The following is a 24286-nucleotide window of genomic DNA, read 5'->3' as shown; positions in this document are numbered from 1 at the left end:
CAAATTAATGCTTATCGCTTTAAATCGCTGACAATAACTATAATTTTACGACCTGCTTGTATTTGAGCATCATTTTAATGTTTTCAATGACGTCATTGATCCCGATGTTGGATTTATGATGTTTCATCTGGGTTTTGAACGCGGTTTTCTTCACTGAAAGTTCGTTCATATTACGCAGGAAGTCAAGATAGGCCTGTGCTTTATAGAATTGAAGTGTAATGATGCTGGGGAGCACGTCGCTCAGAATGACCTGCATATGATACAGGTTCAGGTCGATGCCGTGCAAATGCAGGTGATGCATGTAGTAACGGTTCCTGAAATAGATCCTTTTGACAGAATAATTGTCCTTATGGCCCTTGGTGCTCGCAGAAACCTCGTGGCGGCAAACTGCATTGTGCTCATAATAGCATTTCCAACCCAGTCTCCACGCACGGATCGACATTTCCTGGTCTTCGCCGTAATAAGGATTGAACATTTCATTGAAACCATTGATCGCTTTCAGCTTCCTGGTGTCCATTAAAGCAATGGCGCCGGAGAGATAGAATGTCGGTGTCAGCGTATCGGAATCTTTCAGATAAAAGAAGTTGCTTGGTTTGATCTTCCTTCCCAGGATCTTCGGCGAACGTGCAGCATCCAGGATGTTGTCGTCTTCCATACCGATAATGCGTCCCATTACACCGAAAGTGTCTTCCAGTTCGAAGTATTTATAAAGTTTTTCAAAATAACCTTCTTCGAGCGTAACGTCTGTATTAAGCAGGAAAATGAGATCGTTGGTGGCCTTTTGAATGCCCAGGTTGCAGGTGTGAGAAAATCCTGAGTTCTTTTCCTTCCGGATAATGGTAATGTCGTTCCCGTAATGTTCTTCCAGATATGCTACTGAATCGTCACTGGAAGCGTCATCAACGATTATAATTTGGACCTTTGTGCCTAGGGTGTTGAGAATTTTGTAATTATTCTCGAAATATTTTTCGAATAAATGCTTTCCGTTGTAATTCGGAATTACTACCGAGATGCTTTTCATCAATCTTACAATTTAAGTGTAGAGTATATGGTTTACCCGATAGTTGTCTGTTTAATTAAAATCCTTAGTTTCAGATTTACTGGCATCAATCATCAATTATTGAACCACTTACTTACTTTCAGAACCTGCATTGCCCGCCGGAAAACGATCCGGCTTATTTTTGCAAGCGCACAGAGTCATTAGAGGACTCCGGGTCCTGTGTTCTTTGTTTCCGAATTTTATAAGGGTGAAGAGGGAATAGTAAATGCAGATGCTGGTGGAAATAAATGTTTTTTACTTAGCTTTTCCAGGCATTTTGCTTAGAGTTAATGTGAATATTATCATTTCGTGTATCTATACACGTATTTTGGTTAATTTGATGCAGGCAAGATATGTTTTTTCCAAGATCATTCATCGATTCCATTGTTTTTATTTTCATAGCCGAAATATCGTTTTCTACCTTTCAAGCTTCGTTTTATACGACGTAAGAAGTTTAAAAATGGTTGGAATCGAATTGCAAGAATTTGTCAAAAAAACATAATCGCCAATTATTAAGCGGCTGAAAGAGCCTCATACTCGCCTTTAACTATGCCGCATTTTGGCTAAAAAAAATTCTTAGTATGTGAAAAAAAATACGCACTTATTGAGCATCCAACTTTTTATCACTTCTCTTTGTTGCTATCTTAACTCTGCGTTCTGTTGCCAGGAAGCAACTCCCATGAGAACGCTGGCAGCAGCAAAAAATTTTAAGTGACCGTGCATGAAGATGAATAACCTTGGAACTAACATGATTGTCGGCGATCCTGTTCCCGCCACAACGTATAAGCCGGCACGGGGTGTGGCCAGTCTGGTCGAAAGCCATTTCGAGCGCCACCACGAATCCGTACGGAGCCATTACGATCAGGAACTGGCGCCTAAGCCCGACGCCCGGACCATTGAAACCATTATTGATACAACTTTCTGGGCGAGCCTGCGGAGGGAAGAGGGGCGTTCCCCCAAAGTTTCCATAGCATTCCTGCCGCCCGAAGATGCCGAAAGCCCCCTGATTTTCAGCGAAAGGCTCACATTATCAGCCAACACGCTTACCAAGCTTGCTCCCGCGGTGGAACGCTCGGGGATCCATCTGGGTGTTTGGATGGAGGGCAATGAGCTGTGCATCTGGGGAACCACAAGGGTCATCCCTGGGCTGTGTTTTGTGCTCGAAGTGGTGGAGCCGGGGATGCTCGTGATCAAGCACAGGCGGGTAGATGGCTTTGGCAAGTTTGTCAATGTTGCGGTTTTGAAGGGCGATCAGGTGAAAATTGTGGACGAGAATAGCGGCAGGGCGCGTGATTGTCCTTCGGTTATTAATTCCATGATCGGATTTACGTCTTCGACATTGTGGAGCGATTCGCTTAACCTGCTGGTGCAGCTGGCGGTTTCCATGCGCGCCCATGAGCGGGGAGGCATTTTACTGGTGGTGCCCAACGGAAAGGACGATTGGAGAAAATCCATCATTCACCCGATTACCTATCACGTTCAACCGTCATTTTCCGAACTAGCCGAACTGAACAGAAAATACATTGAAGATCCCAACCCGATCGGTTGGCAGTCGCAATTGAGCTCGGCTATTAACGGCCTGGCCGGGTTGACCGCCGTGGACGGCGCGACGATCATTAACGATAAATATGAATTGCTGGCTTTCGGAGCCAAGATCGGGCGGACTGCGGAAGGTCGGCCGGTGGAGGAAATGCTGGTGACGGAGCCCGTTATAGGGAACGTGGGCCAGGTGATGCACCCGGTGCAGCATGGAGGCACAAGGCACTTGTCGGCAGCACAATTCGTGTACGATCAGCGGGATGCTATTGCGCTTGTTGCGTCGCAGGATGGACGCTTTACGATTTTTTCCTGGGCTCCTTGTGAAGGAAAAGTGCAGGCCCACCGGGTCGACGCATTGCTGCTATAATACGATTCAGGTCAGCCGAATAATTCGAGCTGGCCTGAGTCTTTTGCTCTTCTCGACCGGACTTCCAGCTCCCCGAAGTTGGACAGCGAAATGCCCAGCAGGCGCACTGATTTTTCTTCCAGGTCTACTTTCGCCAGCAGATCTTTTGCCGTTTCAAGGATAATGTCCAGATCGTCCACGGGCGAGCCGAATGAATGGTTCCGGGTGATCTGGGTGAAGTCGCTGTACTTTATTTTCAATGTGATGGTGCGGCCTTTGAGCTGTTTTTTCTGCAACCGGTTGAAAACCGTAACGCCGATCTTATCCAGCTCCTTATGCATTTCGTCAATGGTGGAGAGGTCGTACATGAATGTATCTTCCGCACCCAGCGACTTGGTTTCCCGTTCTGTTTGCACTTCGCGGTTATCAATTCCCCTTACGATCTTGTAAAAGAAATGTCCTGTTTTTCCGAAATGCCGGACCAGCTCGTTTTCAGGTAATTTTTTGAGATCAGCACCTGTAAAAAGCTGCATCCGCTTCATCTTATCGGCTGTGACTTTGCCTACTCCGAAGAATTTTTCCACCGGTAATGCATTGATAAATGCTTCCACTTTGGAAGGCCCTATGAATGTCAGACCGTCGGGTTTATTAATGTCCGACGCGATTTTTGCCACGAATTTATTGACCGAGATCCCGGCAGAGGCGGTCAGGTTGAGCTCCGTTTTAATTGCTGTTTTGATCTGTTCCGCAATATCCAGGGCCGAGCCGATGCCCAGCTTGTCCTCTGTAACATCCAAAAATGCTTCATCCAGCGAAAGTGGCTCGATCAGATCGGTGTAGCGTGAGAAAATCTCCCTGATATGCGTCGAAACGGCTTTGTAAACCTCAAAACGCGGCCGAACGAAGATGATGCCGGGACACAGCTGGATGGCCTTGCGCGAGGACATAGCCGACCTTACTCCGAATTTCCGGGCCTCATAACTGGCTGTGGCCACCACACCGCGGCCCGTAGGCGAGCCCCCGACAGCCAGCGGCTTACCCCGGTATTCCGGAAAGTCGCGCTGCTCAACGGACGCGTAAAAGGCATCCATATCAATATGGATTATCTTGCGCACCGGTGAAATAGCAGGTTCTGACATGATCAGATTGGCGGGTATGATTTTAGGTAAAACAAATTAAATAACTAAGAATTCGCATCACTTGCTGGTTTTTTTACGTAAGTATTCATGAACCGGTGTTGCTTTTATTACAAACCAGTTTTTTCATTTCAATCTGATTTCCGGAATTTCCCCGATGCGATACTTTTTACTGCGATTAAAATACATTGTTACCAGCCTGCTGATTGCATTTTTACTTACCCAGAGCGTTTACGTACGCGCGCAGGATAGATGCAGCACCATGGATTTACTCAATATGCGCTTCACCCGGCAGCCGGCACTCAAAATCATGTTTGACCAGCGGGAGCTGCGCCTCAAACAAGCGATCCGGCAGCGGAATGTGACAGGAAAGTCTTTAAAAACCACAGCGAATGTTACTATTCCTGTGGTTTTTCATGTAGTATCAAACAGGCAGTCACTCATCACCGATGAACAGATCCTGGCGCAGCTTGACACGATTAATGCAGATTATGCAGGTATTAACGGAAGCGCAAGCCGGGTTCCGTCTCATTTCAGGGCGCTGTTCGGGCAGTCGGGAATCCAGTTCTGTCTGGCGCAGCGTACACCCAATGAAACACCTACAACCGGGATCGAGCGTTACCCGACTTCCCGTGCGAATTTTGACTATACCACGAATTTGGTAAAACATGCTGAAACAGGTGGCGCTACGGCTTGGGACACAGATCGTTACTTGAATATCTGGATCTGCGACCTCTCGGGCGGAACATTGGGATATGCCACATTCCCGGATGACGGCGTGCCCGATGAACAAGGCGTGGTGATTGACTTTGGCAGCTTACCAGGTGGAAATGTAGCCGGTTATAATGCCGGAAAAACCCTGACACACGAGCTGGGACATTTTTTCAATCTATATCACATATGGGGCGACGACAATGGCGGCTGCAACGGGACAGACGAGGTGGACGATACGCCAAACCAGGGCAACAGCACAGGCGCATGTCCATCAGGCATCCGGACAGACAATTGTACCCAGACCGCGCCGGGCATCATGTATAAGAATTACATGGATTATACTGCCGACAACTGCCTGATTATGTTTACCAAAGGGCAAGTGGTGAGGATGGATGAATCATTTAACCTGTCCCGGTTATCCCTGGCAAGCTCGGATGCGTGCACGCCGTTGAACCTGAAAAACAAAGACGCTTCCCTGAAAGCCATCACCCGGCCTGACCAGCGGATTTGCGCCAATTCATTAACACCTCAGGTCGTGCTGGAAAACCGGGGAAATGAAACGCTTACTTCGGTGAACATTAATGCAGTGATTGACAACGGCACCGTGCAGACTTTCAGGTGGACGGGTTCATTGGCAACATTTGAAGAAACTACTGTAAATCTGGGTGCACTGTCTACCGTGGAAGGAAACCATATCCTTTCCATCACCACTTCCAACCCGAACGGAGCTACGGATGAGAATACGGCCAATGACGAGCAAAGTTTAGCGTTTATATATTATGAACCGTTCGCTGCACCGGTTGTGGAAGGCTTCGAAAGCTTATTCCCGCCACAAGGCTGGGATATTGTGAATGAAGACGCAGGCACGACCTGGGAGAAAACGACAACCGCGGCCAAAACCGGCGCTGCATCTGTAAAGATCTCCAACTTTGGCAACGAGGCTATTGGCGAGCGCGATTACCTGAGATCTCCAGCCGTCAACATTGCGGGCACAGATTCGGCTTATGTATCATTTCAGCTGGCGGCGGCGACCTATACCAATTCAACGGTTGAAGGCAATGTCTGGGATACATTGCAAGTAATGGTCAGCACCGATTGCGGGCAGACTTACACCAGCCTATATAAGAAATGGGGACCTTCGCTGGTAACCCGGACCGCCGCCACGCGGACTGCATTCAGGCCTACCGCCAATGAATGGCGCAGTGAAGAGATCAACATTACCAGTTTCATCAACCAGGGCGAAGTGCTCATCGCATTTGTTAACTCAAACGGAAACGAAAATGATATATTCCTGGATGATATCAATATCCGGACGGTAACCATTAATCCGAATCTGAAAGAAGCCGGGTTCCTGGTAACGCCAAACCCGACGAGTGGAAAAGTCTCAGTACAGTTTTATCCGCAGCCCGAAGGATTAAGGTCTGTATCCATCTATAATGTTTCAGGACATAAAATCGCGGAGCAGCAGATAACCGGGGAAGTAAGCAGCAATGTGTACGACTTCGACCTAACGAATTATGCGAGCGGGTTGTACATTGTTAAAGCAGAATTTACAGATCGCGTGCTCACGAAGAAGATTGTCAAAAACTAGAAACGGGTCATTGAATTTCACATTCAATGACATAAAAAAATCGGCTTAACCGCTTGTTACAGAAAGGTTAAGCCGATTTTGATTTTAAATAATTAATAAATCCTTTTTACAACAACTTTGCTGTTTGTCTGCGCGATCGCAAACTCTTTTGCATTCTCGTTGGGCGGGGAAATGAAGATCTGTTTTTTCTTCTTGCCATCGGTGCTTACCCAGTTGGCAGAATATATTTCGGGCAATGTTCCGGCATAGATCGGGTGGTTGTCGGAAAACATGAACACTTCTTCTTCTTCGTAGGCCAGTTCCAGATCGCTTCCTTCAATCACGTCACAGATTATTTTCAACTTGCCAAAGTCATCATCTACCAAGCCTTTTATCCTTGCTTTTCCGAAAAAGGGATCTTCTTCAAAATCCCAGCGGATATAATATTCGATTACATTTCCTATCTGAGAATCAATATAATCGGCGGTCAGCAGTTGTTCCTGGCTCATGGTTGTATTTAGTTTCTTGCACTCCTTTTTATAAAGCAAATCTCAATCCCAGGAGTTATGGGCATTTTGACAAATGTAATCTTAACGTGCATGTTTCCAAAAATAATCGCTTCCGATCGCGAATTAATTTGGAAATAAAAAAAATATTCTAGCCGGAAATCTGCGCCATTTTTTTGTAACCCCTGCTTACATATACTTGTGAAGGTTAGCACGTGTCAATCGCCGTTATCACCGCTGGAAACATAGCGGTATGATTTTTGTCGTGCACTATACGTATTTCATTTCAGGACTCTGTCCTATCACTTAGCCAAACGATAAATTTATGCAAACAACTCAACGATTAGGTGAGGTGGAGCCTGGCACGGGCAATCTCATTTTTCAGAGGGGTCGGGTCTTGCTTTTGTTTTGCCTGCTCGCAATTACAAGCACCTATGCGCAGCAGGTGACGCCCGATTCCGCTAAAAAAGATTCCCTGCCCAAGCCCGCAGCACAACCCATTCCGGCACAATCGCCACCCGCCACTCCCGCGGCACCAGCACAAGCAGCGCCGACAAAACCCGCAACCGATACTCTCCCAAAGACAAAAACATCTACTGATACTAATTCCGCAGCCCCGCTGGTAAAGCCTACTCAAAATTTTGACCCGCTAGTTAAACCAGCAGCGAAGCCTGATTCTACGGCCCAGCCGGGTGCGGCCCAGCCTAATGCGGCCCAGCCGAGTGCGGCCCAGCCACAATCTACTCCGGCGACGGGAGCCGCGAAACCCGACAGCACAAAACAGCAGACCCCGGTTGGCAATGTTCCCGCGCAGCAACCCGCGACCCAGCCAGCACAACCCGCTGCCGCACAACCCGCAGCTGCGCAGCCAACCGCCGTACAACCCGCCGCCGGACAACCAGTCTCAACTCAGCCGGATTCGCTGAACCTGAATCCTAATCCACAGGCTGGACCGCAGTTAGGTGCCGACGCCAAGCCCGTTTCAGGGAAAGTTGTTGATGAGAAAGGCCTTGGATTGCCCGGTGTCAGGGTCCTCGTGAAAGGAACCGAAATCGTTTCCGAAACAAGTCCGGAAGGGACATTTGAGATGAAGGTGCCTGCTAAGGGAGCCATTCTTGTCTTCACTTTTATCGGTTTTGCAACGAAAGAAGTCCCGGTAGGAAACCAGGCGAAGTTTAATGTGCAGCTGGTTCCCGAAGCCAAAGCCCTGAATGAAGTGGTTGTGGTAGGCTATGGAGCCCAAAGCAAGCGCGATCTGGCAAGCTCGACTTCCAGGGTTTCGTCCCAGGAATATAAATCGGCTGTTGTGAATACAGTGGATCAGGCATTGCAAGGTCGCACCACGGGTGTTTCGGTGGTGGAGTCATCTGGTGAACCGGGAGCGTCCACTGTGGTGAGGATACGGGGAAATAACTCATTGAGCGGCAATAACGAACCTTTATATGTGATCGATGGCTTTCCTATGCCTCCTTACCGCGAAGCAGGCGCAAACTTTACGGGCGCTTATTCTCAAAATGGTCTGTACGGCATTAACCCCAATGACATTGAAAGCATGGAAATCCTGAAAGATGCATCGGCAACGGCCATTTACGGTTCCAGGGGCGCTAACGGGGTTGTCTTGATCACTACAAAATCAGGTAAGCGTGGCGAAGGCCGTGTAGAACTGGTGAATAAAACCTCTTTCGGAACGATTGCCAATCCGATCAAAATGATGAATTCGCGGCAATATGCGGAAACCATCAATGAGAGTTATATCATTTCCGGCCGCCAGGCACCATTTGAAAATCTGGATAGCGCACTTACAAACACCGATTGGGTAGAGGCAGTAACGCAGCCCAGCTTCCGTGAAGACATTACGCTAAGCCTTTCCGGCGGCAGCCCGAAATCTTCCTATTACATATCCGGAAACTTTCTGAGAGAAAAAGGAACGATCATCAATTCCAATAACAACAGGGCCAGCTTGAGGGTGAACCTCAATAATGAGATCAACGATTGGTATAATGTAAAAGGCCAGGTTGCTTTCACCAGGCAGAAGTCGAACCGCGCCGTGACCGCCTCGCGCGCTTGGCCCAACTCGGGTGGGCTTATGGACGGCCTCCGTGCTGCTCCAACGCTTGCAGTGGATTATCTGGGCAACAACAGCCTGGGGATTCCGAACTATCAGGGTTACTATTTTGCCAATCCAGTGAATGAGCTAATGGCCAAGCACGATGTTACGCAGAACGATTATTCGGTTCTTAACATTGAAAATTACTTCAAGCTCGCGGATGGTTTGCAGCTTGTGGTCAGCCTGGGCGGTAACCAGAATCTGACGCGCAGAAATGTATTTCTACCACCCAGCACAGCCGATGGAAATCAGGTCAAAGGTCGTGGTAGCAACAACACATCCAACACATACAGCTATAATGTCAATGGTTACTTTCAGTATGAAAAGACATTCAAGAAAGATCACTACCTGAATTCGACATTGGGTGTGGAATATAACGACCAGACTGTTGAATTCGTCAGCACTAACTATTCCGGTTTTGATGTTCCGTTTTTCGGTGTCGACAACATTGGAAGTGCGCAATCGCAGGGCATCGGTTCCTTTAAAGAGCAGCGGATATTACAGTCAGGTTTTCTTCGCGCCAATTATACTTATAAAGGAAAATATGTGTTAAACACTTCCGTAAGGATCGATGGTGCTTCGGCTTTCGCTGCCAACAATAAATATGGCGTGTTTCCATCCGTAGCGCTCGCGTGGAACCTGGAACAGGAGGAGTTTATGAAGGGCGTAACATTTGTGTCCAACACAAAGCTTCGGGCTTCATTCGGTGAAACGGGAAGCCAGGCCATCGGCCCTTATTCTTCATTATCCCAATACACGAGCGGATTTTATGAAATGGGACCGGGCGGCGACGGCAGCGTAATCAATACGGGCATTTATCCGAACTCCATCGCTAATCCAAACCTAACCTGGGAACGCACGCGCCAGTTTAACATCGGAGCTGATTTTAATGCAGCGCGCGACAGATTGGTTTTCAGTTTTGATTATTACAATAAAGTAACGTCAGATCTGCTGCAACCCAGGAAAGTGCCTACGCAATCGGGTGTGGGGACAATCATCGATAACTACGGGACTATGCGTAATCGCGGGGTGGAGCTTAGCATTCAAGCAAACATTATCCAGAAGAAAAATATAACATTCTCTTCCCGTTTGAATCTTTCGCGCAATATAAACACATTGGTTGATCTGGGAGATCGTACACAGCCTGATTATGTGAGCATCAATGGAAACTTGCTTGGAGGCGTTTCGGGTATACTTACGCCGGGTGAGGAAGTAGGGCGCTTTTTCGGCTTCCGCGTGTCGGGTTTGACGCAGACTTCCTCCTTCGATAGCAACGGAAATCCTACTTTCCCGACATTTGAAGGACCGCGTCCTCCGGGTTCAAAAGGCACACCGCTTTACGGTGCCTGGATTTACGAAGATATAAACGGCGATAACATTATCACTGCCGATGACCGGATCGTGTTGGGTAAATCAACGCCCGACTTTACGTTCGGTTGGAGCAATGATCTGACCTGGCGCAACTTCTCAGTGAATGCACTCTTTACGGGGTCTGTTGGGAATGATGTCCTGAATCTTACCAATTTTTACATTAATAATGGTGTGGTTGATTACGGTGGCGTAGGATTCAATCAATCTGAGGATTGGTACAACAACCGCTATACCGAATCAAACCCGCATAATAATGTAAAATATCCGGGTATTCAGCGCGGGATTGCTTCGGGGGACATTAACTCCACAATGCTGGAAGATGGCAGTTTTATCAGATTAAAAATGCTCAGCCTTTCGTACACTTTCCCAAGGTTAGGGCCGGTGCAAAATCCGCGCTTGTTCGTGACTGGGACCAATATCTGGACGGCAACAAAATATACCGGTTTTGATCCTGAGGTGAGTTCCTATGCACAGTCGCTGCTGCAACAGGGCATTGATTACGGCGCTTATCCGTCTCAACGTTCGTACACCATTGGCATTTCCTGCAATTTCTAATTCAGATCAAAGCATTATCAATATGAAATACCATATAAAAGTTACGGCAATGCTTGTCCTTGCACTGGGCATTGTTTCCTGCAAAGACAACTTGGAGGAATCTCCATATTCATCGTTGAGTAAAGAGGTTGTATTTAAAGACGAAGATGGCCTCAATCAGGCAACCATAGGCGTTTACCAGGCCTGGACGGCGCCCGATTTTTCAGATATTTCGAGCCGGTTTATCCTCACAGAATCGGGACATCGCTATGCCACTGCCGGCATTTTGGGCTCTGGTTCGGACCCTTATTATCGGTTCGGGCATGTTTCTACTTCCGGTGCTTTCGAGGCGGTTTGGTCACGGTTTTATAAGATTATTTTCAGGGCAAATACGGTTATCGACAATGCGGCCAGGGCTGTTCCGGGCGAAGAAGAGGAAGCCGATCCGTACATTGCCGAGGCGCGCTTCCTGAGGGCTTATGCTTATTTTAACCTTGTAAGGCTGTTTGGCGGTGTGCCTTTGCTTTTGAAAGAAATTAATTCTTTATCTGATGAAAATTTGATTTTTGCACCGAAAGAAACAGATGTGGCTGTTTATGAGGCAATTATCGCTGATCTGACCTTTGCAGAAGCCAATTTACCAGATTCACGCGGCGGTGCCGAGCTCGGACGCGTGTCTGCGGGAACTGCTAAGGCAATGTTAGGTAAAGTTTATCTGACTATGGCGGGGAAACCGCTGAACAGGACGGAAAATTACCAGAAGGCGGTTGACAAGTTCAGCGAGATAGTAGGTCCGGCGAACGAGGAGAAGTTTGATTTTGAACTCATTCCGGATTTTGCTGAGGTGTTTTCGCTGGACAATGAACGCAACCGGGAGATCGTGCTTTCCTTTGGCTATTTTGTCAATTCGTCGAACCCGAACGGGAACATTCTTCCTTTCAATCTTTTCCCCTCAGGGCTGGTCAATGGCGATGAGCAGACGAATTACGGTTTGACTTATGATTTTTATCAATTGTTTGAAAAAACAGATACGCGCAGGCCATTCACGCTTGTGGACAGATACGTTTTCAAAGGCGGCGCCAGGGCAGGGGCGGAAGAGGGGGATAGCATTATTTATAATCATGAGATCGGCAACTACGTGATCAAGCGCACCAAAGCTTCCCTGGCGCATGACGACTTCAAATACGGCATTGCCTATGGTAAGCTGGCAAGGGTGGCACGGCCTGCCGGCGCCGCGGTGCAGGGATACAGCGCTGACCTTATTGAATTGCGTTTTTCGGATGTGTTGCTGTGCTATGCAGAAGCATTGCTCGAAACAGGCAAAACGGCGCAGGCATTGCCGATCCTGAACCGGGTTCGCGCCCGCGCAAAGGCTACGCCTTCAAAAGCAACGGCGGCTGCGGCTCTTCGCACTGCTATCCGGACCGAACGGCGGTTGGAGCTTACTGGCGAAATGACAACCGTTTTTGACATTCGCAGGTGGGGGACATTGCAGCAGGAAATCGCCGCCATGTCCGAAGATCAGATCGTGGACAATATACTGATCCCATATTCTCCCAGGCTGGAATTATATCCGATCCCGCAGTCGCAAATTGATGCGAATCCAAACCTGAGACAGAACGACGGCTGGTAAGATTTCACAAAACCAACTAATTTAAAGAGACTTTCTGGTTCGCCGGGAAGTCTCTTTTCATAAATTCCTCGCTATTTTTGTAAACGCAACAAATAGCATTATGACCCTGTCTCCGCTACAAATTACATCCCTGGCCTGGACCATTGCCTTTGCCTTCCTATCATCCTGCCAGCAACATTTAGCTGTTACCAAAAATGAATACAAGCAATACGCGGTTGATAATCAGACAGCTGAGGACTCTTCCGTTGTAAAATATTATCTTCCTTATAAGGCTAAAATGCAGGCGGAAATGAGCAAAGTCATCGGCCAGACAGCTCAGGCGCTGACCAAACCTGCTGATCCGGAAACTCTCATGGGCAACTATTTTGCCGATGCAATGCTTACCGAGGGATTAAAAAAAGATCCGACCATTCAATTCACATTATCTACTAAGGGCGGATTACGAACCACTTTTCCGGAAGGCGATATTACGGTTTCGAATGTATTTGAACTGATGCCGTTTGAAAATGAAATGGTTACCCTGAAATTATCCGGAGAAAATGTGCAGCAAGTCATTGATTTTATTGTAAAAAAGGAGGGCGAGCCGATTTCCGGAATGCGGATGAAGATCAGGAACGGCGTGGCTTACGACGTGACCATTGGTGGAGAGCCTTTTGATATAACTAAAACCTATAACCTGCTCACCTACGATTATCTGGCAGACGGCGGCGATGACCTGGAATGTCTGCGTAACCCGATTGAAAGAAAAGAAATTAACAAAAAAGTGCGTGAAGCGCTTTTGGATAACATCAATGACCTGACCCGTCAGGGGAAGAAAATAACCGCTCAGCTCGATGGAAGAATTGTCATTATCAAAGAATAGCCGAAGGGATTTCCTGAAAAAAAGTGCAGGCACAGCGGCTCTATTCGCGCTGGGAAATCCGTTTGAATCTTTCGCCCGCGATGCTGCGGTGCGACTTACTATTTTGCATACCAACGATGTGCATAGCCGCATAGAACCGTTTCCAATGGATGGCTCGCGGAACCAGGGGTTAGGAGGCGTTGCGCGCCGGGCTGCTTTGGTGAAGAAGATCCGGCAGGAGCAGCGAAATGTCCTTTTACTCGATGCAGGCGACATTTTTCAGGGCACGCCTTATTTCAATCTGTATGGAGGCGAGCTGGAATTGCAGATCATGAGCGACATGGGTTATGATGCCGCCACCATGGGAAACCACGATTTCGACAATGGCATTGCCGGCTTTGTAAAACAACTTCCGCATGCCAAATTCCCTATCCTGGTCAGCAATTATAATTTTGACAATACAGAGCTCCAAGGCAAAACGCAGCCTTACAAAATATTTGTAAAACAAGGTTTGCAAATCGGGGTTTTCGGGTTAGGGATTGAGTTAAATGGTTTGGTAAATAAGAAGAACTACGGCGACACTGAATATCTGGATCCAATCAGCAAAGCCAATGAAACGGCATCATTGCTGAAAAATGACAAGGATTGCGACCTGGTCATATGCCTTTCGCACCTGGGTTATAAATACAAGGACAACAAAGTTTCCGACCAGATCCTGGCCAAGTCCACCCGGAACATTGACCTCATCGTTGGCGGACACACGCATACATTCATGAAACTTCCCGAAGATGTAATGAACCTGGACGGCAAGGTTACGACCATTAATCAGGTCGGCTTTGCGGGTATTAACCTCGGGCGCCTGGATTATTATTTTGACAGGGAATCGAAAAGTAAGAAAATGGTTTCGGCCGTTTATCCGGTGCATGGGCATGGACTTGTGTAGGCAGCCGCACATTTATTGCATATGAAGTCGGGTCAGGATCACCACCAGTGAGATGATCAGTCCTTTTATCTTACGAATAGTTTGATTCCGTTTGTGGACTTCAAAACAATCTGCGGATGCATACCAACCGGGTGGGACGGATCAGCCTCAAAATCAAATCGTTTGAGCAAGGCGGCAAGGATAAGCTGCATTTCCATCATGGCAAACTGCTGCCCGATACAAATCCTTGGTCCCGCTCCGAAAGGCAGGTAATTGAATTTCGGCCTTTCCTTCACATTGTCGGCATTAAAATTTTCAGGGTCGAATGTCAACGGATCTTTCCAGAGGTTCGGATTCCGGTGGAGCTCGAAAACCGACAGGAAAACGGAAGTCCCGGATTTTACATCAAAACCTTCTATTACCTGATCCACCGTTGCTTCACGCGTCATGGTCCACGCGGGCGGGTAAAGTCTCAGGCCTTCCTCCACAACCTGCCTGGTATAAGGCATTTGCATGAGCTGGTTAAAAGTGGGCACATTATCAAAAATGACACTTTCCTGCCTGATCTTCGCCACAATTTCGGGTTGCTTAGCTAGTTCGAGTAGCAGCCAGCTTAACCCCGTTGCGGACGTTTCATGGCCGGCTGCAAACATGGTAATCGCCTCGTCCCGGATCTGCTGATCATTCATCTGCTCGCCGGTTTCTTCGTCAATGCTGTCCAATAAAAGTTGGAGCAGGTCATTCGGCCTTTCGCCCGAAATGCGCCGTTGGTGTATGAATTCAAAAACCAGTTTGTTGAAATAAGACAGATCGGTTTCAAAACGACGGTTTTCACCATTAATGGCCATGATGGGAACGCGGTATGGCTTGCGGACCCTTGTTACCAGATATTTCTGCGTCCGGTTTACCTGCTGGTAAATCCGCGCTTTGTCCTCCGTGGTCATATTTCCAAAAAGCGTTTTGAGCGCGATATCGGACGTTATGCCCATCATTTTGGCATCAATGTCTACGGCATCTTTCCCGCGAACAACTTCCATTTCATCCAGAAAAGAAGCTGTCAGAACGCCCATAGCAAGGAATAACTCCTGCAATCTTTCGCGATGGAATGCGGGTTGCACCAGCCTTCTTTGTCTTAACCAAAAATCACCATCACTCGTAACCAGCCCGTTCCCCAGCACCGGACGTAACATTTTTGAAGAACTTCCCTTTTTGAAGTTACGGTTATGCTGCTGCAAAACGTGCCTGAAAAAGCCTGGGTCACGGGTCACGACAAATTCACGGAACAGCTTCATCTTAAATGTATCGCCACAGGCGTCGAATCCCTGGTGGAGGAAATGCAAAGGGTTTTTGGCAAATTTGAAAGGGGCCATAATGCCCAGCCTTCCAAGCTTGTAAACGGGAATGTTACGCATGGCTGGAATCAACAGAGAATTTATGCAAATAAGTCATTAAGGCATAAAAAAACCATCCTTATCAAGGATGGTTTCGTAACATTCGCTTGAACAGCTGGTTCTGCTTACTTTTTACCCGCGAAAGAGCGCAGCATCCAGGTGTTTTTTTCCTTGAACTGCATAAAGCGATTCACCATATCATTGGTCCCGTCGTCGCCCGCTTCATCGCTGGCAATCAGCAAGTAGCGCTCCAATTCGATCAGCTTTGCCATATCATCCAGCAATGCTTCCACCATATCCAGGTCAGACATGCCGATGGTGTCGATCTCCTGAATTGAAGATTCTTTGATATAATCTGCAAAACGGCTGTGTGGCGGCTTGCCTAATGTCAATACGCGTTCTGCAATCTCGTCGATGGTCAGCTGTGCGTTGGTATAAAGTTCTTCGAATTTTACGTGAAGGGTGAAGAAGTTCTGGCCTTTGATATTCCAGTGGCACCCTCTTAATTTCTGATAGTGAATGTGGTAATTGGCCAGGTAATCGTTCAGAAGGTCTACCACAGGTTTTACTTCTTTCTCATTCAGGCTTATCGCTTCGGCATTCATGATTTTTTTGGATTAATGTTGATTCTGATTTATAACAAAACCATACCACCATCATTTAGTTTCACATATATACGTAAAAGACGGTTTATGTTTAAAAAATGGGGAAGGGTGGCCAATTTCGGTGTTTTTTTCACTTGCAGGCACGATAGTTGAAAGTTGCTCGTTCAATACGCGTCAGACGGGCATCTCCGTTTATAGTCCACAATTTAATTACAAATATGATTACGAAAAATTTCAAATTGCTCAGCGTTCTGGCCCTGGTTTTTACATTGTCAGGAAGTGTCACAAGCCTTCGGGCACAGGGAAAGGAAGAGGACAAGATCAGGGCGGCAGTTACTGTGCTGGATGATTTCAGCAGCATGGAGGAAAGCATTCCGGCGCAATTGCTGGACATTTCAAAAGGGATCATTATCGTCCCGAAACTAATCAATGCTGGCCTGATGGTGGGCGGAAAGCATGGTAAGGGCATAGCGATGGTAAAAAATGCGAAAGGCGAATGGAGTGACCCGGTGTTTGTTACCATTACAGGCGGCAGTGTAGGCGCGCAGATCGGTGTTCAGGCTGTTGATCTTGTTCTGATTTTCAAGAACAGCAAAACATTAACTGAGATCGGAAAAGGAAGCTTCACATTAGGCGGGGACCTTTCTGTTGCCGCTGGTCCGATGGGAAGAAGTTCTTCGGCGAGCACGGATTATAAGCTGGAAGCGGAAGTTTATTCTTATTCGAGAAGCAAAGGATTGTTCGCAGGTGTGACGATCAATGGTGCTGCACTGTCTGTGGATGCCAAGGCAAACACTGCTTTTTACGGAAATACGGACAGCGCCAACACGATTTTCACGTCATCCAGGATCTCTTCAAAACCGGTTTCAGATCTGAAAGACAAGCTTGATGATTTAAACTAACATTGATTTGCCATGCCATCTTCTGTTGTCGCAAAAATGATATACGACGGAGATACCGAAACGTTGCGGATTGTGTATGTTTCTGGGATGGTATATAATTATAAAAATGTTCCTTTGGAAGTGTACCAGGCCATGAAGAACTCAGGATCCAAAGGGACATTTTTAAATAATCATATCAAAAACAATTATGAATTTGAAAAGGTAAATGACTGATAATTAACGATTACTCAGTCTGACAATGTCACGGGATCTCGCAATTCTTCTCGTTGCAAAACTTCACCTCTCCCGTTTTTTCATTTCTGCACTTCACTTTACCGGTTATTTTCACCGTAGCACCCTTCTGTATCGACTCGTGGTTGATGATCACCCAAATGTCCTTACTGCCCTTGATTTTGACACGTGTGCCATCAAAAAATTTTTGTACCGCCATCGTTTACTTTATGTTCAAGGGGCAAATATAATGTATCAAATGTTCCCTTTTTTCATTTCGCTCACCGCGTGGTCTACGGCCCTTGCCGTTAATGCCATATAGGTCAGTGACGGATTTTGTGTGGATGTGGACGTCATACACGCGCCGTCGGTGACGATCACATTAGGGCATGCGTGCATCTGGTTCCATTTATTAAGCATGGAAGTTTTTGGATCATTACCCATCCTTACGCCACCCATTTCGTGGTTTTCACTGCCTGGGTTGCGGTTTGTATCGGAAGTTTTAATATTTGAAAAACCAGATTTTTCAAGCATTTCGCTGAGCTCGTTGTAAAAATCTTTAACCATTTTCATATCATTATCGTCGAATTCCACGTGCATTCTTAGCTGTGGAATGCCCCAGTCGTCCTTCAAAGTTTTGTGAAGACTTACAAAATTCGTCTCCTTAGGCAGCGTTTCACCCATCATTTGCGCGCCCAGGCTCCATCCGCTGTCGTCTGGCTTGAAGAGGCTTTCTTTCAATGATTCACCCAGTTCATCGGATTTTGCGCCCATTTTGGAAGCCGAAAAAGATGTGGCATAACCACGAAGGAAATCCGTTTCCTGTTTGAAAACATTCCTGAAACGCGGGATGTAAGCACCATTAGGGCGCCGTCCTTCGACTGTCCGGTCGTGGTAACCGTCAAATTCTGCGCTCACGCGGCCTCTGTAATTGTGGAAACCGATGAATTTCCCCAGCAGACCATTGTCATTGCCAAATCCAGTAGGGAAACGATTGGAGATAGAATTAAGCAGGATCAGGTTCGAGTTGATGGCTGATGCATTTACGAAAATGATTTTGGCATAATATTCCGTCATTTCTTTGGTCAATGCATCCACCACACGCACGCCTGTCGCCCGCTTCTTCTTTTCATCATAGATAATGGAGTGCACCACGGAATGCGGTTGCAATGTTAGGTTTCCCGTCTTTTCAGCCCATGGCAATGTGGACGAATTAGAACTGAAATACCCGCCAAACGGACATCCGCGCTGGCACATTGTCCTATGCTGACATTTGGCACGGCCCTGCTCGGTATGAATGGGCTGCGGATCGCTGATATGCGCCACGCGGCCGATGATGATGGGACGCGTATTGTTGTAATTTTTGGCTGTCTGATCGCTGAAATGTTTCTCTACACAAGACATTTCATGGGGTTTAAGAAATTCACCGTCAGGTAATTGCGGTAAATTATCTTTGTTGCCGGAAATCCCTGCAAATTTCTCAACGTAACTATACCAGGGTGCAATGTCCGCATAGCGGATGGGCCAGTCGACGCCGAAACCGTCCCTTGCTGGTCCTTCAAAATCAAAGTCAGACCAGCGCTGCGTTTGCCTCGCCCACAAAAGTGACCTGCCGCCCACTTGATATCCGCGCATCCAGTCGAAAGGTTTGTCCTGCACGTAAGGATGTTCCGCGTCTTTCACCACGAAATGCATGGCGTCTTCCTTGAAAATATAATGCTTGCTGGCCATCGGGTTTGCCTGCCTGATCGCGAGGGAAGGCTGACCGCGGTGCTCGAATTCCCAGGGCTGCATGTTGGCAGTAGGGTAGTCCACAATGTGTTTTACATCTTTCCCACGATCGAGGATCAATGTCTTTAAGCCCTTTTCCGTAAGCTCCTTGGCTGCCCATCCACCACTAATCCCCGTTCCCACCACAATGGCATCGAAGGTCCGCTGCTTAACCGAATCGATATTGAAATTTGACATAATCGTAAAATATCTGAATGCTTTTTATTTGGTCTTAGGCGAGGATTTTCGCCAAAGATTGGGCAGTAATTTGTCATTCAACAACATTCGCCAGGTTCCCCAGTCGTGCGCGCCCTCGCCGCCAATGTAATAATCGTGCTGAATGCTTGCTTTTTCCAGAGCCCTATGCGTTGCTTCCGAGCGCTTTCCTACAAAATCCAACTCACCGCTTCCCAGGCCTACCAGCAAGTAATCCACTTTATCCTTTATTTTAGTATCACTGAAAAATGCCGGGTTCAACTTCTCCGGATCCAAATCGCCCGCGCTCATAATCCCAAATGAACTGAACAAGTCCAACGCCTTGAAACCCACTGCCTGCGTGTGACGCCCACCCATGGACAAGCCCGAGATTGCACGTGATTTCCGATCGGCAATAGTGCTGTATGCTTTGTCCACATACGGAACGATATGCTTCCTTAATTCTTCTTCAAACAGGACATAAGTTTTTTCAAGATGCTTTGGGTCGCTCCGATGAAGGACCTGGTTGTTGGGCATGGCAATGATCATCGGCACAATTTTGCCTTCCGCCAGCAGGTTGTCCGCGATGAAATTGGCACGTCCGTCCAACATCCAGCCGGATGCCAGCTCGCCGCTGCCGCCCATGAGATAAAGCACCGGGTATTTCTTTCTGGAATCGTATCCCGGCGGCGTGTACACATACATTTCACGTTCGCCGTTTAGTACATCGGAATGGTAGATATGCCGTGTAATGTTGCTATGCGGGACGTTTTTGGCATCGTAATAGGAGGGCTTGTTGTCGTGAACGATCACATTGCTGTAACCGGGCTGGTTGGAAGTTCCTGTGAATGTATTGTTCGGATCAGCAACGGGAACGCCATCGATAAGTAACCTGTAAACATAAATATTAGGCTTAACCGGCCCGACTTTCAGTGTCCAGGTGCTGTCGCTGCCTTTTATGAGCGGCACAGGGCCCTTCGCTTTCAGCGCCAGGAGAATAGGGCCGCCTGTCAGTTCAACCTTATGCGCATTAGGCGCTTTTATCCGGAATGTAATGGTGTGATCGTCTGCAACATCGGGCGAAATCACATTTCCGCCGTAAGGGTTAAGTTGCTGGGTGTTCTTTTGGGGATTCCAGTCCAGGTTCACATTAGCCTGCTGTGCAAATGTGCCCGGGGCTGCGAGCAGGAGCATTATCGCGGCCCGGTAACAAGCACCGGGCCAGTATTTTAGGTAATCTTGTGTCATGCTGAAAGTGTTTCGCCTGCAACATTATGCTGCTATCCTGAATAAAGACGGCGATTCTGCAAGATTACCCGGTCACTGCAATGAAATCAGATTTTTTTTACTGCATTAAAGATGTTCTGATGCGGCTGCTCGCCTTCAAATGTCTGTACCAGCTTACCTGCTTTGTTATAAATTGCAATGTAAGGGAACGACTTGATCTGGTAATAGCGCTGAACCGTGTACGAATATCCCTCCGTGCCGACCTTAATGTTAGGATAAGTGCTCAGCTTATGCTGTGCAACAAAAGGTTTCAGCATTTCCATTGACTGGAAAGTGACCATCACAACCTGCTTGTTGGCAAAGACGCTGTAATTTTTGAGCATGTCTTTCGTAAAATCCTGGCAATGTTCGCAATCGGGTGAAAAGTAGATCAAAACCACCGGGCCAGCCGCAAGCTGCGATGCAGTATACTGCTGCCCGTTGGTTAATTTTATCTGAAAAGGCGCGATCTTCTTATCGGCCAGGACAGACTGTGAAAAGGCGAAACTGCTCGCAAAAACGAAGAGAATGACGGGAATTATTTTCCGGAACATAAAACTGAATTCTTTTTGAATGAAGAATCCGCAAGTTATTAATGTTTGCTGTTTTATCCCGCTACCTTTTCGCTAAGTTTTTTGCGAATATTTGTCAGTTGATGAATGTGTCTTTTCGAATGACAAACCACAAAGTTCAGCCATTCCCAGCGGGTTAATGTGCCGACTCCCGGAAATTCAAAGGCATTTGCTGTAAGCCGAAGATCCTGTTCCGCCGCCACTTTCCGGATATCTTCTCGCTCTTTTGTAAATGCTTCTAGCAGTTCAGTTTTGTTATGCGGTCCGTCGGAGGGAACATTGAATTCCGGCGCTTTCAGCTTCGTTGAAAAGTCCAGAAAGATGTTTTCAATTTCGGGAATGTTAGCGTCCACAGATCTTTTGGTTTCGGCAATGTCACCTAATAGCACCTGCGGCAAACCGCTTTCCGATTTCAGAATGTGCTCTACAACCTGCCCCGCCGTCCAGCTTCCTTCAAATGGCACTTCATTGATTTCATCTTCCTCAAATGATTCAATCGCTTCGCGGAAATTCTTAGTTGTGTTATCCAACTGATCCAGCAGCGCAGTCGCACTTGTGTCCGTTTCTGCTAATTCTTTGATAATGACCAGTGCATGGTCCCAGGCATCGGACATCATTTCAAAATAATCGGCGCCCATATCACATTGCATATCCATGCGTGTAAGGCCATTTTCTTCTTTAAGACGGTAAATTTCCTGAAAGCCGTTCATGCCTTGTGCCTCTTCGGTCTCATAATTTTCCACGCCGTCATTGAGGACGCCATTGTATTCTATAACCAGCTCTTCGGCAGGCTTATTCACCTTAATCACGCCAATAATTCCATTTTTAGACGCATCTGCAAAAATGGCTTTACTGCCAGTCTGCCAATCCGTTTGGGCCTGCGTTCCATCGCTGAATGCGTTGAACCAGATCTTGTTTTTATTGTTTGAAATAATGGTTTCCCAAACGCTTTCCTTAGGCGCATTCACTTCAATCGACCTCTTAATGAGCATAATTTCCATGGTTCCTGAATTTATTTGTTGAATGATGTTTGCTTTGCAGACTATTTTTCAAGGATAGTTTTCAGGTTTTTCAAACTGGATTCCAGGTCTTTACCAAGGATTCCATCGATAAAAAGGTTGGTAATGTTCATGGGATATTTACTTTTCCCGGTCATGCCCCAGCTTACTCTGGTTTGATCATCAGCAACCGGCGTGGTCGTCATCGTTGCCAGCCCGACTCCTTCAAATGGCCGTACAAAACGGACTTCAATATTTACAAGCTCGCCTTCCGCAAGCTTCATAATTTCCTGTTCACCGGCACCGACATTCTTATCCTTACTGTCCCACGCATATTTAAAACCGACCGTCCCGTCGACGCCGGCGTAAATCTTCTTCATACCCGGATCGGCCATCACCCACTTGCTGTAATTGTCCTGGTTTTTCAGAAATTTGATATAATCATAAACCCGTCCTTTCGGTCTGTTAATCGTTATCTCCCGGCGCACCTCGTATTCATTTTTGACAAATAGCGCTACGACCAGCAGCAAGACAACGAGGCCAACCACCACTGCAAGAATTGTTAGGATAATTTTCATCGGGTCAGAGGTTAAGGTTCCGGTCAGCAATAAGATGTAACAAACCTACAAGTCTTTTCCCAATCCCCCGGGGGGTGAATATGTCAAATGCAGGGGCCGAACGCGACAAAGATTATGCCTCGTAATTGTTGGAAATTACAAGGCACTGTTTAATATCCAGTATAACTACAATTTCATATTGCTAATGAAGGAATCCGATTGAATGGCTTCCTCAAACCCGATACCCATAGCTATCCACTATCGACCTGAACACACTATCCCGCTCGTGCTCGGTGGTGTAGACCCATCTGTCGAGGGTGGTGGACATGTAGCTGTCTTTTACCGTGATTTGTTTTTGGAATACAATGTGGAACTCGGCGCCGCTGCCGTCTAGCTTGAGGGTGTCAACATTATCGAGGTTGATCGCTTTTTTTTGTTTTTCGTCGTAAATAATAGTCGGCATGGAGATTGGATTGAATGGTTAAGTTATCACCATAAGTTGCTTTCATCCTTAGACTACTGACGGGAAGCCGCATACCTATTGAATGCGACAACGTATTTTGTTATTTTTGAAAATATGAAGCATATATCAGTTCTTGTTCCACAGGGCGATGCTGCGCTCGGGACCATTGAGGGGCCTTTCAAGTTTTTTAATTTCGTGAACGACTTCCTGGCGGCTATGGGCCGCTGGCCGGCCTTTGATGTTCAGCTGGTGGGCATGACCGCTGATCCCCGGAAGTATAGCGGCGTTTTTACAGTGGTCCCGGATGTGACGATTCATGATCTGAAAAAAACCGATCTGGTCATCATTCCTGCTGTTAATGGTGATCGTGAAAGTGTGATTGATATGAATAAGGCTTTTTTTCCGTGGATCATTGAGCAGCATGAGAACGGTGCGGAAGTGGCAAGCCTTTGTGTAGGCGCGTTTCTGCTCGCCGCCACCGGCATGTTGAACGGCAAAAGCTGCACAACGCACTGGATGTCAGCTTCGGATTTTAAAAATATGTTTCCCGAAGTGAACCTGATGGATAACCGCATTATCACCGACGAAAACGGCGTGTATACCAGCGGCGGCGCAAATACGTTCTGGAATCTGCTGGTTTATCTCGTCGAGAAATATGTGGACCGGCAGATGGCGATTTACACGACCAAATTTTTCATGATCGAAATTGACCGCAATACGCAGTCGTCTTTCATTATGTTCACGGGCCAGAAAGAGCATGAAGATGTCGAAGTAAGGAAAGCGCAGGAATTTATAGAAAGGAGTTTTCAGGATAAAATCACGGTCGATCAGCTTTCCGAGATGTTCGCGATCGGTCGCCGGAGTTTTGAACGCAGATTCAAGAAAGCCACTTCCAATTCGATTGTGGAATACATTCAGCGCGTGAAGATCGAAGCGGCTAAGAAAAGCTTCGAAGTGAGCCGGAAAAATGTGACTGAACTCATGTACGAAGTGGGTTATACGGACACCAAAGCCTTCCGCAGCACATTCAAGAAAATCACCGGCTTATCCCCGGTTGAATATCGCAACAAATACAACAAAAGCCAGATCAGCGCCTGAT

General features: G+C 47.1%; 21 protein-coding genes. 9 read left to right on the top strand and 12 right to left on the bottom strand.

Translation table 11 applies throughout. The annotated features are described in order from the left end of the window. Positions 1–37 precede the first annotated feature (37 nt). A complete protein-coding gene (locus tag G395_RS0122245) occupies positions 38–1021 on the bottom strand; it encodes a glycosyltransferase family 2 protein (RefSeq protein ID WP_026632098.1) in 984 nt (327 codons plus the stop codon). A gap of 739 nt (positions 1022–1760) precedes the next feature. Here G395_RS0122245 and G395_RS0122235 point away from each other — a divergent pair. Continuing rightward, positions 1761–2945 carry a putative sensor domain DACNV-containing protein gene (locus G395_RS0122235; RefSeq protein WP_211237795.1) on the top strand — a complete coding sequence of 395 codons (1185 nt, stop codon included), beginning with the start codon at positions 1761–1763 and terminating at the stop codon, positions 2943–2945. An 11-nt stretch (positions 2946–2956) separates the two neighbouring features. On the opposite strand, the gene dinB is transcribed toward G395_RS0122235, so the two are convergent. Further along, the gene (dinB, locus tag G395_RS0122230; RefSeq protein ID WP_026632095.1) at positions 2957–4063 is read right to left on the bottom strand and encodes a DNA polymerase IV; all 1107 of its coding nucleotides are present in this window, start codon (positions 4061–4063) and stop codon (positions 2957–2959) included. 154 nt (positions 4064–4217) lie between these two features. On the opposite strand from dinB, the gene G395_RS0122225 reads away from it, so the two are divergent. Next, complete coding sequence (locus G395_RS0122225) at positions 4218–6365, top strand: M43 family zinc metalloprotease (protein WP_084439770.1); 2148 nt, start codon at positions 4218–4220, stop codon at positions 6363–6365. A gap of 92 nt (positions 6366–6457) precedes the next feature. Here G395_RS0122225 and G395_RS0122220 read toward each other — a convergent pair whose 3' ends face one another. Continuing rightward, positions 6458–6853 (bottom strand): hypothetical protein, encoded by a 396-nt coding sequence (locus G395_RS0122220; RefSeq protein ID WP_026632093.1) that lies wholly within the window; start codon positions 6851–6853, stop codon positions 6458–6460. A gap of 322 nt (positions 6854–7175) precedes the next feature. Between G395_RS0122220 and G395_RS0122215 the strand changes: the two genes are divergently transcribed. The 4 genes from G395_RS0122215 (at position 7176) to G395_RS0122200 (ending at position 14279) form a co-directional block, all read left to right on the top strand. After that, entirely contained in the window at positions 7176–10883 is a 3708-nt protein-coding gene (locus G395_RS0122215; protein WP_026632092.1) for a SusC/RagA family TonB-linked outer membrane protein, read from the top strand. A 22-nt stretch (positions 10884–10905) separates the two neighbouring features. After that, the gene (locus G395_RS0122210; protein ID WP_026632091.1) at positions 10906–12495 is read left to right on the top strand and encodes a RagB/SusD family nutrient uptake outer membrane protein; all 1590 of its coding nucleotides are present in this window, start codon (positions 10906–10908) and stop codon (positions 12493–12495) included. A gap of 100 nt (positions 12496–12595) precedes the next feature. Then, the gene (locus tag G395_RS0122205) at positions 12596–13357 is read left to right on the top strand and encodes a 5'-nucleotidase C-terminal domain-containing protein (RefSeq protein WP_051350297.1); all 762 of its coding nucleotides are present in this window, start codon (positions 12596–12598) and stop codon (positions 13355–13357) included. Then, the gene (locus tag G395_RS0122200) at positions 13329–14279 is read left to right on the top strand and encodes a metallophosphoesterase (protein WP_026632089.1); all 951 of its coding nucleotides are present in this window, start codon (positions 13329–13331) and stop codon (positions 14277–14279) included. The genes G395_RS0122205 and G395_RS0122200 overlap by 29 nt, the downstream gene beginning before the upstream one ends. 65 nt (positions 14280–14344) lie before the next feature. On the opposite strand, the gene G395_RS0122195 is transcribed toward G395_RS0122200, so the two are convergent. After that, the gene (locus G395_RS0122195; RefSeq protein ID WP_026632088.1) at positions 14345–15670 is read right to left on the bottom strand and encodes a cytochrome P450; all 1326 of its coding nucleotides are present in this window, start codon (positions 15668–15670) and stop codon (positions 14345–14347) included. 104 nt (positions 15671–15774) lie between these two features. Then, on the bottom strand, positions 15775–16254 hold the full coding sequence (locus tag G395_RS0122190) for a Dps family protein (protein WP_026632087.1): 480 nt from the start codon (positions 16252–16254) through the stop codon (positions 15775–15777). 218 nt (positions 16255–16472) lie between these two features. On the opposite strand from G395_RS0122190, the gene G395_RS0122185 reads away from it, so the two are divergent. Continuing rightward, a complete protein-coding gene (locus G395_RS0122185; RefSeq protein WP_026632086.1) occupies positions 16473–17156 on the top strand; it encodes a lipid-binding SYLF domain-containing protein in 684 nt (227 codons plus the stop codon). Between the two features lie 12 nt (positions 17157–17168). Beyond that, positions 17169–17369 (top strand): KTSC domain-containing protein, encoded by a 201-nt coding sequence (locus G395_RS0122180; protein ID WP_026632085.1) that lies wholly within the window; start codon positions 17169–17171, stop codon positions 17367–17369. 28 nt (positions 17370–17397) lie between these two features. Here the strand turns inward: G395_RS0122180 and G395_RS0122175 are convergent, their stop codons facing one another. From G395_RS0122175 to G395_RS0122135, 7 genes are all read right to left on the bottom strand, one after another. Next, the gene (locus tag G395_RS0122175; RefSeq protein ID WP_026632084.1) at positions 17398–17586 is read right to left on the bottom strand and encodes a hypothetical protein; all 189 of its coding nucleotides are present in this window, start codon (positions 17584–17586) and stop codon (positions 17398–17400) included. A 35-nt stretch (positions 17587–17621) separates the two neighbouring features. After that, the gene (locus G395_RS0122170; protein ID WP_026632083.1) at positions 17622–19334 is read right to left on the bottom strand and encodes a GMC oxidoreductase; all 1713 of its coding nucleotides are present in this window, start codon (positions 19332–19334) and stop codon (positions 17622–17624) included. A gap of 24 nt (positions 19335–19358) precedes the next feature. Continuing rightward, positions 19359–20579: an esterase gene (locus G395_RS0122165; RefSeq protein WP_026632082.1), complete on the bottom strand. Its 1221-nt coding sequence runs from the start codon at positions 20577–20579 to the stop codon at positions 19359–19361. Between the two features lie 86 nt (positions 20580–20665). Then, positions 20666–21151, bottom strand: a complete 486-nt coding sequence (locus G395_RS0122155; protein WP_026632081.1) for a peroxiredoxin family protein — start codon at positions 21149–21151, stop codon at positions 20666–20668. Between the two features lie 53 nt (positions 21152–21204). After that, positions 21205–22170: a DinB family protein gene (locus G395_RS32790; protein ID WP_229204254.1), complete on the bottom strand. Its 966-nt coding sequence runs from the start codon at positions 22168–22170 to the stop codon at positions 21205–21207. A gap of 41 nt (positions 22171–22211) precedes the next feature. Then, positions 22212–22745 (bottom strand): SRPBCC family protein, encoded by a 534-nt coding sequence (locus G395_RS0122140; RefSeq protein WP_026632080.1) that lies wholly within the window; start codon positions 22743–22745, stop codon positions 22212–22214. A gap of 211 nt (positions 22746–22956) precedes the next feature. Further along, positions 22957–23187, bottom strand: a complete 231-nt coding sequence (locus G395_RS0122135) for a hypothetical protein (protein WP_026632079.1) — start codon at positions 23185–23187, stop codon at positions 22957–22959. Between the two features lie 114 nt (positions 23188–23301). Here G395_RS0122135 and G395_RS0122130 point away from each other — a divergent pair, with 114 nt between their 5' ends. Beyond that, positions 23302–24285: a GlxA family transcriptional regulator gene (locus G395_RS0122130; protein ID WP_026632078.1), complete on the top strand. Its 984-nt coding sequence runs from the start codon at positions 23302–23304 to the stop codon at positions 24283–24285. The last annotated feature ends 1 nt before the right edge of the window (position 24286 follow it).

It is taken from the genome of Dyadobacter alkalitolerans DSM 23607 (assembly GCF_000428845.1).
Classification (GTDB): domain Bacteria; phylum Bacteroidota; class Bacteroidia; order Cytophagales; family Spirosomataceae; genus Dyadobacter; species Dyadobacter alkalitolerans.
Note: the sequence above shows the minus strand (reverse complement) of the source record. Positions and strands in the feature narration are given on the sequence as shown.

Bases quoted from the DNA above. Each gene is read 5' to 3' on its own strand.
- G395_RS0122245 (WP_026632098.1), bottom strand. From the start codon at position 1,021: ATGAAAAGCATCTCGGTAGTAATTCCGAATTACAACGGAAAGCATTTA.
- G395_RS0122235 (WP_211237795.1), top strand. From the start codon at position 1,761: ATGAAGATGAATAACCTTGGAACTAACATGATTGTCGGCGATCCTGTT.
- dinB (WP_026632095.1), bottom strand. From the start codon at position 4,063: ATGTCAGAACCTGCTATTTCACCGGTGCGCAAGATAATCCATATTGAT.
- G395_RS0122225 (WP_084439770.1), top strand. From the start codon at position 4,218: ATGCGATACTTTTTACTGCGATTAAAATACATTGTTACCAGCCTGCTG.
- G395_RS0122220 (WP_026632093.1), bottom strand. From the start codon at position 6,853: ATGAGCCAGGAACAACTGCTGACCGCCGATTATATTGATTCTCAGATA.
- G395_RS0122215 (WP_026632092.1), top strand. From the start codon at position 7,176: ATGCAAACAACTCAACGATTAGGTGAGGTGGAGCCTGGCACGGGCAAT.
- G395_RS0122210 (WP_026632091.1), top strand. From the start codon at position 10,906: ATGAAATACCATATAAAAGTTACGGCAATGCTTGTCCTTGCACTGGGC.
- G395_RS0122205 (WP_051350297.1), top strand. From the start codon at position 12,596: ATGACCCTGTCTCCGCTACAAATTACATCCCTGGCCTGGACCATTGCC.
- G395_RS0122200 (WP_026632089.1), top strand. From the start codon at position 13,329: ATGGAAGAATTGTCATTATCAAAGAATAGCCGAAGGGATTTCCTGAAA.
- G395_RS0122195 (WP_026632088.1), bottom strand. From the start codon at position 15,670: ATGCGTAACATTCCCGTTTACAAGCTTGGAAGGCTGGGCATTATGGCC.
- G395_RS0122190 (WP_026632087.1), bottom strand. From the start codon at position 16,254: ATGAATGCCGAAGCGATAAGCCTGAATGAGAAAGAAGTAAAACCTGTG.
- G395_RS0122185 (WP_026632086.1), top strand. From the start codon at position 16,473: ATGATTACGAAAAATTTCAAATTGCTCAGCGTTCTGGCCCTGGTTTTT.
- G395_RS0122180 (WP_026632085.1), top strand. From the start codon at position 17,169: ATGCCATCTTCTGTTGTCGCAAAAATGATATACGACGGAGATACCGAA.
- G395_RS0122175 (WP_026632084.1), bottom strand. From the start codon at position 17,586: ATGGCGGTACAAAAATTTTTTGATGGCACACGTGTCAAAATCAAGGGC.
- G395_RS0122170 (WP_026632083.1), bottom strand. From the start codon at position 19,334: ATGTCAAATTTCAATATCGATTCGGTTAAGCAGCGGACCTTCGATGCC.
- G395_RS0122165 (WP_026632082.1), bottom strand. From the start codon at position 20,579: ATGACACAAGATTACCTAAAATACTGGCCCGGTGCTTGTTACCGGGCC.
- G395_RS0122155 (WP_026632081.1), bottom strand. From the start codon at position 21,151: ATGTTCCGGAAAATAATTCCCGTCATTCTCTTCGTTTTTGCGAGCAGT.
- G395_RS32790 (WP_229204254.1), bottom strand. From the start codon at position 22,170: ATGGAAATTATGCTCATTAAGAGGTCGATTGAAGTGAATGCGCCTAAG.
- G395_RS0122140 (WP_026632080.1), bottom strand. From the start codon at position 22,745: ATGAAAATTATCCTAACAATTCTTGCAGTGGTGGTTGGCCTCGTTGTC.
- G395_RS0122135 (WP_026632079.1), bottom strand. From the start codon at position 23,187: ATGCCGACTATTATTTACGACGAAAAACAAAAAAAAGCGATCAACCTC.
- G395_RS0122130 (WP_026632078.1), top strand. From the start codon at position 23,302: ATGAAGCATATATCAGTTCTTGTTCCACAGGGCGATGCTGCGCTCGGG.